The sequence below is a fragment of the Escherichia marmotae genome (assembly GCF_002900365.1).
Taxonomy (GTDB): Bacteria; Pseudomonadota; Gammaproteobacteria; order Enterobacterales; family Enterobacteriaceae; genus Escherichia; species Escherichia marmotae.
The window spans coordinates 1,338,250-1,352,306 of record NZ_CP025979.1; the positions used below are offsets into that span (position 1 = coordinate 1,338,250).

13 protein-coding genes are annotated in these 14,057 nt (G+C 51.2%); 8 read left to right on the plus strand and 5 right to left on the minus strand.

What is annotated here, in order from left to right:
* Positions 1-121 precede the first annotated feature (121 nt).
* Positions 122-325, minus strand: a complete 204-nt coding sequence (locus C1192_RS07170; RefSeq protein WP_158650413.1) for a hypothetical protein — start codon at positions 323-325, stop codon at positions 122-124.
* A 57-nt stretch (positions 326-382) separates the two neighbouring features.
* Between C1192_RS07170 and putA the strand changes: the two genes are divergently transcribed.
* Positions 383-4,345 (plus strand): trifunctional transcriptional regulator/proline dehydrogenase/L-glutamate gamma-semialdehyde dehydrogenase, encoded by a 3,963-nt coding sequence (gene putA / locus C1192_RS07175; RefSeq protein ID WP_038355262.1) that lies wholly within the window; start codon positions 383-385, stop codon positions 4,343-4,345.
* Between the two features lie 39 nt (positions 4,346-4,384).
* Here putA and rutR read toward each other — a convergent pair whose 3' ends face one another.
* Positions 4,385-5,023 carry an HTH-type transcriptional regulator RutR gene (gene rutR / locus C1192_RS07180; RefSeq protein WP_000191701.1) on the minus strand — a complete coding sequence of 213 codons (639 nt, stop codon included), beginning with the start codon at positions 5,021-5,023 and terminating at the stop codon, positions 4,385-4,387.
* A 212-nt stretch (positions 5,024-5,235) separates the two neighbouring features.
* On the minus strand, positions 5,236-5,409 hold the full coding sequence (locus C1192_RS07185) for a con-10 family general stress protein (protein ID WP_001273657.1): 174 nt from the start codon (positions 5,407-5,409) through the stop codon (positions 5,236-5,238).
* Between the two features lie 361 nt (positions 5,410-5,770).
* On the opposite strand from C1192_RS07185, the gene wrbA reads away from it, so the two are divergent.
* Positions 5,771-6,367 (plus strand): NAD(P)H:quinone oxidoreductase, encoded by a 597-nt coding sequence (gene wrbA / locus C1192_RS07195; protein ID WP_001151439.1) that lies wholly within the window; start codon positions 5,771-5,773, stop codon positions 6,365-6,367.
* Positions 6,368-6,387: 20 nt separating this feature from the next.
* A complete protein-coding gene (locus C1192_RS07200; protein WP_001143120.1) occupies positions 6,388-6,615 on the plus strand; it encodes a YccJ family protein in 228 nt (75 codons plus the stop codon).
* Positions 6,616-6,834: 219 nt separating this feature from the next.
* On the opposite strand, the gene agp is transcribed toward C1192_RS07200, so the two are convergent.
* Positions 6,835-8,076: a bifunctional glucose-1-phosphatase/inositol phosphatase gene (gene agp / locus C1192_RS07205; RefSeq protein ID WP_001516155.1), complete on the minus strand. Its 1,242-nt coding sequence runs from the start codon at positions 8,074-8,076 to the stop codon at positions 6,835-6,837.
* 149 nt (positions 8,077-8,225) lie between these two features.
* Positions 8,226-9,659, minus strand: a complete 1,434-nt coding sequence (locus tag C1192_RS07210; RefSeq protein ID WP_001285182.1) for a hypothetical protein — start codon at positions 9,657-9,659, stop codon at positions 8,226-8,228.
* Positions 9,660-9,932: 273 nt separating this feature from the next.
* Between C1192_RS07210 and admX the strand changes: the two genes are divergently transcribed.
* From admX to cbpM, 5 genes are all read left to right on the plus strand, one after another.
* Positions 9,933-10,847 (plus strand): HTH-type transcriptional regulator AdmX, encoded by a 915-nt coding sequence (admX, locus tag C1192_RS07215; protein ID WP_038355263.1) that lies wholly within the window; start codon positions 9,933-9,935, stop codon positions 10,845-10,847.
* A gap of 50 nt (positions 10,848-10,897) precedes the next feature.
* Positions 10,898-12,151: a D-amino acid dehydrogenase gene (locus C1192_RS07220; RefSeq protein ID WP_038355264.1), complete on the plus strand. Its 1,254-nt coding sequence runs from the start codon at positions 10,898-10,900 to the stop codon at positions 12,149-12,151.
* A complete protein-coding gene (locus C1192_RS07225; protein WP_024191856.1) occupies positions 12,148-12,504 on the plus strand; it encodes a RidA family protein in 357 nt (118 codons plus the stop codon). Before C1192_RS07220 ends, C1192_RS07225 begins: the two co-directional genes overlap by 4 nt.
* Positions 12,505-12,718: 214 nt before the next feature.
* Positions 12,719-13,639 (plus strand): curved DNA-binding protein, encoded by a 921-nt coding sequence (gene cbpA, locus C1192_RS07230; protein WP_000420635.1) that lies wholly within the window; start codon positions 12,719-12,721, stop codon positions 13,637-13,639.
* The gene (cbpM, locus tag C1192_RS07235; RefSeq protein WP_000024563.1) at positions 13,639-13,944 is read left to right on the plus strand and encodes a chaperone modulator CbpM; all 306 of its coding nucleotides are present in this window, start codon (positions 13,639-13,641) and stop codon (positions 13,942-13,944) included. The genes cbpA and cbpM overlap by 1 nt, the downstream gene beginning before the upstream one ends.
* Positions 13,945-14,057: the final 113 nt, after the last annotated feature.

The window sequence follows — 14,057 nt, forward strand, 5'->3', positions numbered from 1 at the left end:
TTGCCGTTATATCTGCCACCGGAACGGGGTAACAGAGTTTATGTTTACCAGGGCGACCGTATCCTGCCGTAAGCGCTGGTTATTCACAATCGATTTAACACATCATTTACATCAATTTTTATTACCCAGCGATACTATTTTCCATCAGGTTGCACTCCCTCACATTTTTTGCGGTTGCACCTTTCAAAAATGTTAACTGCCGCAGAGAAAAAGTCTGCGTTACTTTTTTAATTCCTGTCATAACGATTACTTTTATTAACATTTCATTCATTTTTAAGCTTGTTACGCAGGTCACATTTAACGCAGTTGCACAAAGTTGCAACATAATGGATATTTCACGATAACGTTAAGTTGCACCTTTCAGAACAACAGGAGTAATGGCATGGGAACTACCACTATGGGGGTTAAGCTGGACGACGCGACGCGTGAGCGTATTAAGTCTGCCGCGACACGTATCGATCGCACACCACACTGGTTAATTAAGCAGGCGATTTTTTCTTATCTCGAACAACTTGAAAACAGCGATACCTTGCCGGAGCTACCTGCGCTGCTTTCTGGCGCGGCCAATGAGAGCGATGAAGCACCGAATCCGGCAGATGAACCACACCAGCCTTTCCTCGATTTTGCCGAGCAAATTTTGCCGCAGTCGGTTTCCCGCGCCGCCATCACCGCCGCGTATCGCCGCCCGGAAACAGAAGCTGTTTCCATGTTACTGGAACAAGCTCGTCTGCCACAGCCGGTTGCTGAACAGGCGCATAAACTGGCATATCAACTGGCGGATAAACTGCGTAACCAAAAAAACGCCAGTGGTCGCGCTGGCATGGTTCAGGGGCTATTGCAGGAGTTTTCGCTGTCATCACAGGAAGGTGTAGCGCTGATGTGTCTGGCAGAAGCGTTACTGCGTATCCCCGATAAAGCCACCCGTGACGCCTTAATTCGCGACAAAATCAGCAATGGTAACTGGCAGTCACATATTGGTCGTAGCCCGTCGCTGTTTGTTAATGCCTCCACCTGGGGGCTACTTTTTACCGGTAAACTGGTTTCTACCCATAACGAAGCCAGCCTCTCCCGTTCGCTGAACCGCATTATCGGTAAGAGCGGTGAACCACTGATCCGCAAAGGTGTGGATATGGCGATGCGTCTGATGGGTGAACAGTTCGTCACCGGCGAAACCATTGCGGAGGCGTTAGCCAATGCCCGTAAGCTGGAAGAGAAAGGTTTCCGTTACTCATACGATATGCTGGGCGAAGCCGCGCTAACCGCAGCGGACGCGCAGGCGTATATGGTCTCTTATCAGCAGGCTATCCACGCGATTGGTAAAGCCTCTAACGGACGCGGTATCTACGAAGGCCCGGGGATCTCAATTAAGCTTTCCGCCCTACACCCGCGTTACAGCCGCGCGCAGTATGACCGCGTGATGGACGAACTTTACCCGCGCCTGAAATCCCTGACGCTGCTGGCACGCCAGTACGATATTGGTATTAACATCGATGCCGAAGAGGCCGATCGTCTGGAGATCTCCCTCGATCTGCTGGAAAAACTCTGTTTCGAGCCAGAACTGGCAGGCTGGAACGGCATCGGTTTTGTTATTCAGGCTTATCAGAAACGCTGCCCGATGGTAATTGATTACCTGATTGATCTGGCGACCCGTAGCCGTCGCCGCCTGATGATTCGTCTGGTGAAAGGCGCGTACTGGGACAGTGAAATCAAGCGAGCACAGATGGACGGCCTTGAAGGCTATCCGGTTTATACCCGCAAGGTGTACACCGATGTTTCTTATCTCGCCTGTGCGAAAAAGCTGCTGGCGGTGCCGAATTTAATCTACCCGCAGTTCGCGACACACAACGCCCACACGCTGGCGGCGATTTATCAACTGGCGGGACAGAACTACTATCCGGGTCAGTATGAGTTCCAGTGCCTGCATGGTATGGGCGAGCCGCTGTATGAGCAGATCACCGGGAAAGTTGCCGACGGCAAACTTAACCGTCCGTGTCGTATTTATGCGCCGGTTGGCACACATGAGACGCTGCTGGCGTATCTGGTGCGTCGTCTGCTGGAAAACGGTGCTAATACCTCGTTCGTTAACCGCATTGCCGACACCTCTCTGCCACTGGATGAACTGGTTGCCGATCCGGTCGCTGCCGTAGAAAAAATAGCGCAGCAGGAAGGGCAAACCGGATTACCGCATCCGAAAATTCCCCTGCCGCGCGATCTCTACGGTCACGGGCGCGACAACTCGGCAGGGTTAGATCTCGCCAACGAACAACGTCTGGCGTCACTCTCCTCTGCTCTGCTCAACAGTGCGCTGCAAAAGTGGCAGGCCTTGCCAATGCTGGAACAACCGGTTGCGGCAGGCGAAATGTCGCCCGTTATCAACCCGGCGGAACCGAAAGATATTGTGGGTTATGTGCGTGAAGCCACGCCACGTGAAGTGGACCAGGCACTGGAAAATGCCGTCAACAATGCGCCTATCTGGTTTGCCACCCCTCCGGCTGAACGCGCAGCGATTTTGCATCGCGCTGCCGTGCTAATGGAAAGTCAGATGCAGCAACTGATTGGTATTCTGGTGCGTGAAGCCGGAAAAACGTTCAGTAACGCCATTGCCGAAGTGCGTGAAGCCGTTGATTTTCTCCACTACTACGCCGGACAGGTACGTGATGATTTCGCTAACGAAACGCATCGTCCTTTAGGCCCCGTGGTATGTATCAGCCCGTGGAACTTCCCGCTGGCCATTTTCACCGGGCAAATTGCTGCCGCGCTGGCGGCAGGTAACAGCGTACTGGCAAAACCGGCGGAGCAAACGCCGCTGATTGCAGCGCAAGGGATCGCCATTTTGCTGGAAGCGGGTGTGCCGCCAGGCGTAGTACAATTGCTGCCAGGTCAGGGTGAAACCGTGGGCGCACAACTGACGGGGGATGATCGCGTGCGCGGGGTGATGTTCACCGGTTCAACCGAAGTCGCTACCTTGCTACAACGCAATATCGCCAGCCGTCTGGACGCTCAGGGTCGCCCTATTCCGCTTATCGCTGAAACCGGTGGGATGAACGCGATGATTGTCGATTCTTCAGCACTGACTGAACAAGTAGTAATAGATGTACTGGCCTCGGCGTTCGACAGCGCAGGCCAGCGTTGTTCGGCGCTACGCGTGCTGTGTTTGCAAGATGAGATTGCCGATCACACGTTGAAAATGCTGCGCGGCGCAATGGCCGAGTGCCGAATGGGCAATCCGGGTCGCCTGACCACCGATATCGGGCCGGTGATCGGTAGCGAAGCGAAAGCGAATATTGAGCGTCATATTCAGACCATGCGCAGCAAAGGCCGTCCGGTGTTTCAGACAGTGCGGGAAAACAGTGAAGATGCCCGTGAATGGCAAAGCGGCACTTTTGTCGCGCCGACGCTGATCGAACTGGATAGCTTTGCTGAATTGCAAAAAGAGGTCTTTGGCCCGGTGCTACATGTGGTGCGCTACAACCGTAATCAATTACCGGAGCTGATCGAGCAGATTAACGCTTCCGGCTATGGCCTGACGCTCGGTGTCCATACGCGTATTGATGAAACTATCGCCCAGGTCACTGGCTCGGCACATGTCGGCAACCTTTATGTTAACCGTAATATGGTTGGCGCAGTAGTTGGTGTGCAGCCGTTCGGCGGCGAAGGGTTGTCCGGTACAGGCCCGAAAGCGGGTGGTCCGCTCTATCTCTACCGTCTGCTGGCGAATCGCCCGGAAAGTGCACTGGCGGTGACGCTCGCACGTCAGGATGCAGAGTATCCGGTTGATGCCCAACTGAAAGCAGCATTAATTCAGCCACTGAATGCGCTGCGGGAATGGGCATCAAACCGAACAGAATTGCAGGCGTTATGTACGCAATATGGCGAGCTGGCACAGGCAGGAACACAGCGATTACTGCCAGGACCGACGGGTGAACGTAATACCTGGACGCTGCTGCCGCGTGAGCGCGTGCTGTGTATTGCGGATGATGAACAGGATGCATTAACCCAGCTTGCCGCCGTGCTGGCTGTGGGCAGCCAGGTGCTGTGGCCGGATGACGCGCTGCATCGTCAGTTAGTGAAGGCATTGCCATCGGCAGTCAGCGAACGTATTCAACTGGCGAAAGCGGAAAATATTACCGCTCAACCGTTTGATGCGGTGATCTTCCACGGTGATTCGGATCAGCTTCGGGCGTTGTGTGAAGCGGTTGCCGCACGGGACGGTGCGATTGTTTCAGTGCAGGGGTTTGCCCGTGGCGAAAGCAATATCCTGCTGGAACGGCTGTATATTGAACGCTCGCTGAGTGTGAATACCGCTGCCGCCGGAGGTAACGCCAGTTTGATGACGATCGGTTAAACAGGTAGCCGGAGGATGTCGCAACCTCCTCCGGCATCATTAACGTGGTCGGATCCCTTCAATAATAATCCGCTGCACGTTTTCAACCGTTTGATTGAAAAACACCTCATCGCGCAATGTCGCGCCCGTTACCGCCTCCACCTGGGGAGCGAAATCAGCGTAATGTTGGGTGGAAGCCCAAATCATAAAAATCAGATGCTGCGGGTCAATCGGCGCGAGTTTGCCGCTTTTGACCCAACCGGCAATCAGCGCCGATTTCTCATCAATTAACGCCTTCAGGTCGCCGGTCAGTTCATCCATCAACAGCGGCGCGCCAGCCAGCATCTCCATACAGAACAGGCGCGAAGCCTGCGGATAATCACGGGAAACTTCCAGCTTCAGCCGGATGTACTCTTTGATCGCCGCCAGCGGAGCGAAATCTTCACGAAACGCCTTTAACGGTGCCAGCCAGATATCCAGAATTTGCCGCAGCACGGCAATATACAGTGCCTCTTTCGACGGGAAGTAATACAGCAGATTGGTTTTTGAAACGCCCGCCAACTCTGCAATTTGCTCCAGTCTTGTGCCGTGAAAACCGAATTGTGAAAAAGTGTCCAGTGCCGCGCTAAGAATCGCTTTTTTCTTCGCGCTCACTGCGCGCGAACGTTTACCCGTTGTTTTCACTGCGCCTTGCGTCATGCGCTCTCCCCTCTTGTCGATGGGCAACAGGATAGCAAAATCAGCACAATGCCTCGACCATCAACATTCGCAATATGAATGGAATAAGCGAGAAGGTATTAACGTGAGGATATAAAGGAGAACACCAGAACGAAAAAACCGCCGGGGTTTCCGGCGGTGGTGGCTAATGACGCGCGTCAGACAAAAACGCATTCGTCATTGATTAAGCCCGGCTATTTGTCGCTTTTGCCGTGACTGCTTTTACCACCTTTTTTTCCTGCTTCAGATGCGCGCTGCGGGTCATTTTTGAAATTCCCCCCGCTGTGCTGTCCACCTTTTTTACCTGCTTCTGATGCTCTTTCGCGGTCTTCTGCAAAATTGCCGGAACCGCCTCGATGGTTTGCCATTACTGACCTCCGTCATCATAGTGCCCAGGATTAACGCGGCGTATGGCGGATGCCATATTTTCGCTACGTGGGACTAAGCTTAGTGAACTGACGCGGGCAAGCCTGCGTTTGGTAATATCCTGCAACAACTTCTTAGCGAGAATAGATATCATTTCTGATAATCAGCCATAAGCCGCTCTTATGATTAAAAAAACGCTATGAGATAAAAATGTATCATTTTGCGACAAAATTACAGACTTGTGAAAGTTGTTATAAATCAAATAAGTGGTTGTGAAATTTGCACTCTGAAAAGGACGTCTTATCTTTAAATGAGTGGTAGCGAATCGCTACGGAATAGAGATAACACGAGGAGTGGTTAGAAATGGCTAAAGTTCTGGTGCTTTATTATTCCATGTACGGACATATTGAAACGATGGCGCGTGCAGTCGCAGAAGGCGCAAGCAAAGTCGATGGCGCAGAAGTTGTCGTTAAGCGTGTACCGGAAACCATGCAGCCGCAATTATTCGAAAAAGCAGGCGGTAAACCGCAAACTGCGCCCGTTGCAACCCCGCAAGAACTGGCCGATTACGATGCCATCATTTTTGGTACGCCGACCCGCTTTGGCAATATGTCAGGGCAGATGCGTACCTTCCTGGATCAGACTGGCGGCCTGTGGGCTTCCGGTGCGCTGTACGGCAAACTGGCGAGCGTCTTTAGCTCTACCGGAACTGGCGGCGGTCAGGAACAAACCATTACTTCCACCTGGACGACCCTTGCGCATCACGGCATGGTGATTGTCCCCATTGGCTACGCAGCGCAGGAATTATTTGACGTCTCGCAGGTTCGCGGCGGAACGCCTTACGGCGCTACCACCATTGCAGGCGGTGACGGTTCGCGCCAGCCCAGCCAGGAAGAGTTGTCTATCGCACGTTACCAGGGGGAATATGTTGCTGGTCTGGCAGTCAAACTTAATGGCTAATCTTCAACAGGAGGATACGCATGCCAACTCAAGAAGCGAAAGCCCATCACGTGGGTGAATGGGCATCTCTGCGCAATACGTCGCCGGAAATAGCCGAGGCCATTTTTGAAGTCGCCGGGTATGACGAAAAAATGGCGGAAAAAATTTGGGAAGAAGGTAGCGATGAAGTGTTAGTCAAAGCCTTTGCCAAAACCGATAAAGATTCGCTTTTTTGGGGCGAACAGACCATCGAACGTAAAAACGTTTAATCCGCAATTCCCCCGCTTCTCGCGGGGGAGTTTTCAAATTGTTGACAAAGTGCGCTTTGTTCATGTCGGATGCGGCGTGAACGCCTTATCCGACCTACATGATCGTGCAAATTCGATATAGTGCAATTCTCGGGTAGGCCTGATAAGCGTAGCGCATCAGGCAATCTAACATTTGTCATCTGTCTCATACTCCCCCGCTTCTCGCGGGGGAGTTTTCTGTTATTTCACTGCCTCATTCAACACGCTATCAAACTTATCCATCGGGCAAAATCCGTTGGCATCTATCGGGCAGCCAGTAAGTTCCAGCGTCACGCGCTGAGCAGGTGCTTGCAGGGTTAAGGCGTCGGCATTACGCAACTGCTGCGAACTCTGGTACACATACTCGATTTTCATCAAATCACGATTGGCTTTGCTGTCATGCCAACGCTGGAAGACAATCTTGCCACCAATGGGCGTACGTTCATTCTGGTCATGCAGTTGATACGGTTTGAAATCCAGCGCAGTGAGTAGCGAGGCAATGTTAGAGTCGTGTCCTACCAACACCGTAATCTTCGGCGCACTGGCGCGATCGGTGACCAGGGCTTTGTCGATGTAGCTCACCAGCGGTTTCGCGACATTGCGCGCCACTTCCGGTGAAGTAAACAGGCTATCCTGGTAACCGTTTTTCAGTTTCGACAACACCTTCCACTGTTGATCTGATTTGATCTCTCCCCAGGCCACCTGATCCATCGGGAAACCTTCGTAGTATTGCAAAGTAAACGCATCCACCAGCGAGTTGCCCACCTTCAACGGCCCGGAAACGCCCGGCTCTTGTTGATATTTCGCGCTAAAAGTATTTTTGCCATCCACCAGTGAACACTGCTGTTTTTCTTTACAGGCCGGAGAATCTTTATAGTTAACGATTTTTTCCAGTAGCTGGTAGCTGTCGGTAAGCTGGAGTTTACTCAACTCTTTTTCCATTGCTGCCACTGCCTGCTCGCTGAATGCAGCGGAATCATCGGTGATTACCGGGTTAAAGGTTGGGTCCATCGTGCCCATTTTTTCCTGATGATGAACAGGAATATCACACCCCGGGAATGCGCCAGTAATAAAGAACTGCGCAGTGGCGACGGTACGTTGCAGGCTGTTCGCGTAGGCGTAAACGGTGTCCGGTGGCGGACATTCGCCCGATTTCACCATCCCCTGCTCTGCCAGCCATTCACGCATGTAATGGCCCATATACACTTCCAGCACGCCGCCTTTGGTGGTGAGTTGCCCTCCGGGGACATCCCATTGCGGCCATTTATTCGGCGTGGACTGCTCAAGCACGCTGCCATTATTTGCCAGCGGCGCACGTAAGTTATGACGGCTCATGAGTAGCACTTGCTGTAGCTGATAGCCTTCCGGCACTGTCTGTGCCTGAGCATTCGAAGAGAGTAAAACCATTCCAGCCACGGCCGCAGCGATTAGCGTTTTTTTCATTCCCATCACCTCTTTAGTTATCAATCAATTAAGAGTGTGACAGAAATATGGCATTTTTCCGGGAACCGGTTCGCAATTTAGCAGATGACGAGGCGGGAAACCGTCAGGCGATAACGGACAGTAGCTGCACTATCGCCTGGTTTGTATCGTTAAACTAATATCTGAAACAGCACGGCAAAAAGAATGATATTGGCAATGACAATGGCCCAACCGTTATAAAGCATATATTTCAGGTGAGTAGATTGTGCCAGCCCCATTTGGCCAAACATATCCGATGAAGGGAAAGGCCCAAACCAGTCCACTTGCGATGAAGCTAACAATACCGCCGTTGTACCCTGTGGCGGTACACCTGCAGCCATCAACATCGGGCCAAATATTTTGTGCGTAAAAGTCATCTGAGCCACTGCGGCACCAGGCACATGACCGATAATGTTAAAGGCAAAAATACAGAAGCAAAGCCATGCCGGAGATATCCCGGTTAACAGGGGTTGGGTATATTCGAGCAACCCCTGATACGCCTGTAGGCTATCCATAAGTTCCAGAATCGGGTTATACAGCCAGTAGAGCAGAAACATCCACACCAGCCTGCCACACCCTTTATACAGCGCCTGCAAGATCCCGGTTGGACTTAACCCTCCCACCAGCCCGGTGACCAGAGCCACCAACAACATAACGATAATGGCAAAACTAAAACCTGCTTTTATCACTACGCCAATAACCGCCATAACAATAATGGTTGCTGCAAATGCCAGGGCGCTGAGCTTGCGACGGCGATCGCGTGCGGGATCTTCTTCTTCCTGCGTTTTCTCTGAAAGATCGACGTCGTAATGCAATTTTCCTTCCGTCATCTTCTGAATTCGCCCGGCCATGATCCAGCCTGCGAATAACGTCACGGCGCTCATTGGTAACCCGACGTACATCAGATATTGCGGATAAGTCAGGCCGCCGAGTTGTAAAATCGTCACTGTGCTGGGGGTAAAAGGCCCGGTAAACAATCCCACAGACCCCGCCGTCATCATCAGTGCCGCCACCGTGGGAGGTGTAAGCCGTACTGCTGCTGCCACAGGAATAATCACCGCAACAATAATGGCATTGCCACCCGCCATAGTGCCCAGCGCGCCACAGATGAGAATGGAAGAGATGACGATGCCAAATTTGACCCGTGTCTGGCTGGAAAGTCCGATCCGATGTACCACAAATTTGACCAGTTCAACGGCCGCTCCGGTACGTGTTGCCACTTCACCGACGCCTGCGCCAAGCATAATGATCAGTCCAACAGTGGCGATAAACGATCCTGTCGATTTTGCCAGCATGGTGCCCATTTCTGGTAAACCGGTGGAAGTCATTATCATCGCAATAATAATGGATGAAATAACCGCCAGAACAATATCGACGCCTATCAACGAGAGCACCGCTAACGCCACCAACGGTGTGAAACCCAGCAGTCCGAGTTCATTACCTGGACGCCCCTGACACCAGAACGCTGTCAATAAAAAAATAACCAACAGTAAGCCAATAATGACATTCTTTTTGGTGATATTTTGTCTGGTTAGCAAACCACCAGCGAGCATTGAGTCACTCATATAACTCCTTAACCCCATCGAATCGACCGTCAATATCAGCCGATGTATTTGGACAGCTCAGAAAATATCCCCCCTCGTTATTATTGTTGGCAAAATGCACTGAGGGTTTGTCCGGGTACTACAGGTATTATTCTGAGTTCGTAATTAACCCCTTTTAGGTGGGCAAATAACGCATTGTTACCAGAACAGGCGTTACAGATTAAATTTATGTTAACTTGGTGTTACCATGAAATGACTTTTTATCTATCGTCTATAACTCTGGGTTAACTCTTAATGAAACTGCGCCACCTGGAAATCTTCTATGCCGTGATGACATGCGAAACACTTTCACGTGCAGCGGAATCGCTGAATATTTCCCAACCGGCCGCCAGTAAAGCGTTAAAAAACGCTGAACAAAAACTCGGTTTTCAGCTCTTTCAGCGAGTGCGTGGCAAGCTTCTTCCAACCAGCGAAGCGATCACACTTTTTGAAAAAGCGCAGTCGATTTATCACGAACTCGATAACCTGCGACTGCTGGCCGATAACCTGACGCGAGATCCCCGAGCCAGAATAGCCCTGGGATGCCTGCCAAGCCTAGGATTAAGCCTGGTGCCCGAAATAGTCACTGCGTTTTACCAGCAGAATGCAAATCTGGTAATGACACTGACGACAGAGCACACTGAAACGTTGGTTAAAAAACTTGATCTGCGTGAGATTGATCTGGCCCTGACGCTACAGCCGATTCAACAGGGGGAGATTATGACGACACTGATAGCCGAAGTTCCGCTGGTTTATATCGACCGGGACTATCGCCAGGGCGCGGTAGAAATAGACAAGATTGACCAACAACGCTGGATTTCTCCTGGCCCACATTCCCTTTCCAATGCCATAGCCAAACGGCGTGATTTTTTGACAACGCGCCTGAATGTCCAGACCTATTACATGGCGACTGAATTTGTAAAACGAGGAATGGGATGCAGTATTACCGATATTTTCTCTGCCCGTCATAACCTCCCGGCAGAAACAATTCACCCCATCGAACCACCAATGAAAATTGATCTTTGTTTGCTACGTCGTGCCGACGTGTCACTTAGCCCCATTACACAAAAATTTGTTGATTTCCTCTGCCAGCAATTACGTCAGCAACTGCGAGCCATTAACCTTGAGTTATACCCTGAAAATAAAAAGTCAATTGCTCCTCAGGCCTAAATGTTTTGACATAACCCCAACGCATTTATTAGCGGTGGATATCTCAGGTGATGAAAAAACGCATTGTAGTTATTGGCGGCGGGGTCATTGGTCTGGCGACAGCATGGGTCCTGGTAAAACAGGGCCATCAGGTACAATTGTTAGAACGCAACAGCCAGGCAGGCGTCGCCACCAGTTTCGCTAACGGTGGGCAACTCAGTTATCGTTACGTTGCCCCTCTGGCGGATAAAGGCGTACCGATACAGGGGCTTAAATGGATGGGGAAAAGTGACTCTCCACTGAATATGCGTTTGCGCATGTCATTAAGTCAGTGGCGCTGGTTGCTGGCGTTTTTACTGGCCTGCAATAACCGGACAAATAAACTCAATGGCGATCATATTTTACGCTTATCACTATTAAGTCGTCAGGTAATGGAAGCATGGTTGCTGGAGGATAATCTTGATGATTTCCACTGGCGCCGTTCTGGCAAACTGATTATTCATCGCCGCCAGCAAGATTTAGCCAAAGCGGCAAAAGGCATTAATCCGCATTTTCAACAGACTCTATTACGCGAAGAGTGCGTTCATCTTGAACCCGCACTAAAGCATATTGGTAATTCCCTGTGCGGTGGTATTTATTCTCCCGGCGATGAAACGGCGGACTGCTATAAGTTCTGCCAGGCATTACTTGCCAAACTTAATGCCAGCGCGAATTTTTCGCTACAGACCGATTGTGAAGTTTTGCAGTTGAATAAAAAAGGTGAGCGCATAGTCTCCATTACCACCAGTACAGGAACGCTGATTGCTGATGATTATGTCGTTGCCGCCGGAAATGGCAGCACACATTTACTTACCGAAACCGGGATTCACGTACCGCTTTGCGGTCTGAAAGGTTACAGTCTGACACTCCCTTTCCCACAAAAAATGGGGATCGCACCGCAAATCAGTGTCACCGACTATGGTCATAAAATTGTCTATGCCCGACTCGGTGACCGGTTGCGTATCGCCGCCATGGTCGATATTGGCTATGACGGTAATGAACTGCGCCCTGAACGCATTGATGCCTTAAAACAGATCGTAGCCTCCAGTTTTCCGCAACTGCAAGGTATCGATGATGCCGAATTATGGACAGGTATGCGTCCATCCACTCCTGCGGGTCCGCCACTATTAGGACGGGCGAAGTATCAAAATCTCTGGATGAATCTTGGTCAGGGCAGTCTGGGCTTCACGCTGGCGGCAGGTAGTGCTGTGGTGTTAGGCGCTCTGCTGTCGGGCGAAGATCCTGCAATTTCACTTGATGGACTGACATGGAGCCAATCAGCTTGAATATCAAACGTAATAACCCACAGCCGCGTCTGGCCGCCAGCGTGGAATATAGCAACCTTGTTTTTCTCTCCGGCCAGACACCGAAAAGCAATACCCCAGACATCGCGCAACAAACGCGCGAAGTGCTGGAAAAAATCGACGAATTACTTGCGGCGGCTGGCAGTGATAAATTTCATATCTTATCCGCGCAGGTATGGATAAAAGATATTACCCGCGATTTTGCCGATTTCAACGACGTATGGGTTAGTTGGATACCAGAAGGATATAGCCCAGCCCGTGCTGCCGTACAAGCTGAGATGGCTCGCCCGGAGATTCTGGTTGAAGTGATGGTCACGGCAGTAAAAGCAAGATAAGTTCCCCGTTTTCAGCCCCCTGGCAACGTAGTCATGGGGCATCCATGAAGGGTAAACGCCCCCCTCTTTTACCTGCCAACATTCAGGCTGAAAATATCATTTTTAGTTATGTTTCGTCACAGACCTACGATTTTTTCTGATTTCCCCTACACTTAACACTGATACCTTGTCAGGGGTTTCCCTTTGTCTGTATTGATTTACGCGAGATAACGCTATGGAATTAAAGGATTATTACGCCATCATGGGCGTGAAACCGACGGACGATCTCAAGACAATCAAGACCGCCTATCGTCGACTGGCCCGCAAATACCATCCTGATGTCAGCAAAGAACCCGATGCCGAAGCCCGCTTCAAAGAGGTCGCTGAAGCCTGGGAAGTATTGAGTGATGAACAACGTCGCGCTGAATATGATCAGATGTGGCAACATCGCAACGATCCGCAATTTAACCGTCAGTTCCAGCATGGTGACGGCCAGAGTTTCAACGCCGAAGATTTTGACGATATCTTCTCGTCAATTTTCGGTCAGCATGCCCGTCAGAGCCGCCAGCGCCCCGCCACACGTGGCCACGACATTGAAATCGAAGTGGCGGTATTCCTTGAAGAAACGCTTACTGAGCATAAGCGTACCATCAGCTATAACCTGCCGGTTTATAACGCCTTTGGCATGATCGAACAGGAAATCCCGAAAACGCTGAATGTGAAGATCCCGGCGGGTGTCGGCAATGGTCAACGTATCCGCCTGAAAGGCCAGGGGACGCCGGGCGAAAACGGCGGTCCGAATGGCGATCTGTGGCTGGTGATTCATATTGCGCCACATCCGTTGTTTGATATTGTCGGTCAGGATCTGGAAATTGTGGTGCCGGTTAGCCCGTGGGAAGCGGCACTGGGAGCTAAAGTCACCGTTCCAACACTGAAAGAAAGCATTTTGCTGACCATCCCACCAGGCAGTCAGGCCGGACAACGATTGCGCGTTAAAGGTAAAGGTCTGGTCGGTAAAAAACAGACCGGCGACCTGTATGCGGTGCTGAAAATCGTCATGCCGCCGAAACCTGATGAAAACACTGCTGCGCTGTGGCAACAACTGGCAGACGCCCAGTCGTCTTTTGATCCACGTAAAGATTGGGGGAAAGCATAATGGCTAACGTTACGGTGACTTTTACCATTACTGAATTTTGCCTGCATACCGGCATTTCTGAAGAGGAGTTGAATGAAATTGTCGGTTTAGGCGTAGTTGAACCGCGTGAGATTCAGGAAACGACCTGGGTGTTTGACGACCATGCCGCCATTGTGGTGCAACGCGCGGTACGTCTGCGTCAGGAACTGGCGCTTGACTGGCCGGGGATCGCGGTGGCGCTAACGTTAATGGATGATATCGCACATCTGAAACAGGAAAACCGCCTGCTGCGCCAACGGCTTTCCCGGTTTGTGGCTCATCCGTGAGTTTGTTGCCTGATGCGACGCTTAACGCGTCTTATCAGGCCTACAAAGATCACTGTTCCGTAGGCCGGATAAGGCGTTCACGCCGCATCCGGCGGCTGTGCCATAATGCTTGA

Coding starts and splice junctions, on each gene's coding strand:
- C1192_RS07170 (WP_158650413.1), bottom strand. CDS start 325: ATGTTGCAACTTTGTGCAACTGCGTTAAATGTGACCTGCGTAACAAGC.
- putA (WP_038355262.1), top strand. CDS start 383: ATGGGAACTACCACTATGGGGGTTAAGCTGGACGACGCGACGCGTGAG.
- rutR (WP_000191701.1), bottom strand. CDS start 5,023: ATGACGCAAGGCGCAGTGAAAACAACGGGTAAACGTTCGCGCGCAGTG.
- C1192_RS07185 (WP_001273657.1), bottom strand. CDS start 5,409: ATGGCAAACCATCGAGGCGGTTCCGGCAATTTTGCAGAAGACCGCGAA.
- wrbA (WP_001151439.1), top strand. CDS start 5,771: ATGGCTAAAGTTCTGGTGCTTTATTATTCCATGTACGGACATATTGAA.
- C1192_RS07200 (WP_001143120.1), top strand. CDS start 6,388: ATGCCAACTCAAGAAGCGAAAGCCCATCACGTGGGTGAATGGGCATCT.
- agp (WP_001516155.1), bottom strand. CDS start 8,076: ATGAAAAAAACGCTAATCGCTGCGGCCGTGGCTGGAATGGTTTTACTC.
- C1192_RS07210 (WP_001285182.1), bottom strand. CDS start 9,659: ATGAGTGACTCAATGCTCGCTGGTGGTTTGCTAACCAGACAAAATATC.
- admX (WP_038355263.1), top strand. CDS start 9,933: ATGAAACTGCGCCACCTGGAAATCTTCTATGCCGTGATGACATGCGAA.
- C1192_RS07220 (WP_038355264.1), top strand. CDS start 10,898: ATGAAAAAACGCATTGTAGTTATTGGCGGCGGGGTCATTGGTCTGGCG.
- cbpA (WP_000420635.1), top strand. CDS start 12,719: ATGGAATTAAAGGATTATTACGCCATCATGGGCGTGAAACCGACGGAC.
- cbpM (WP_000024563.1), top strand. CDS start 13,639: ATGGCTAACGTTACGGTGACTTTTACCATTACTGAATTTTGCCTGCAT.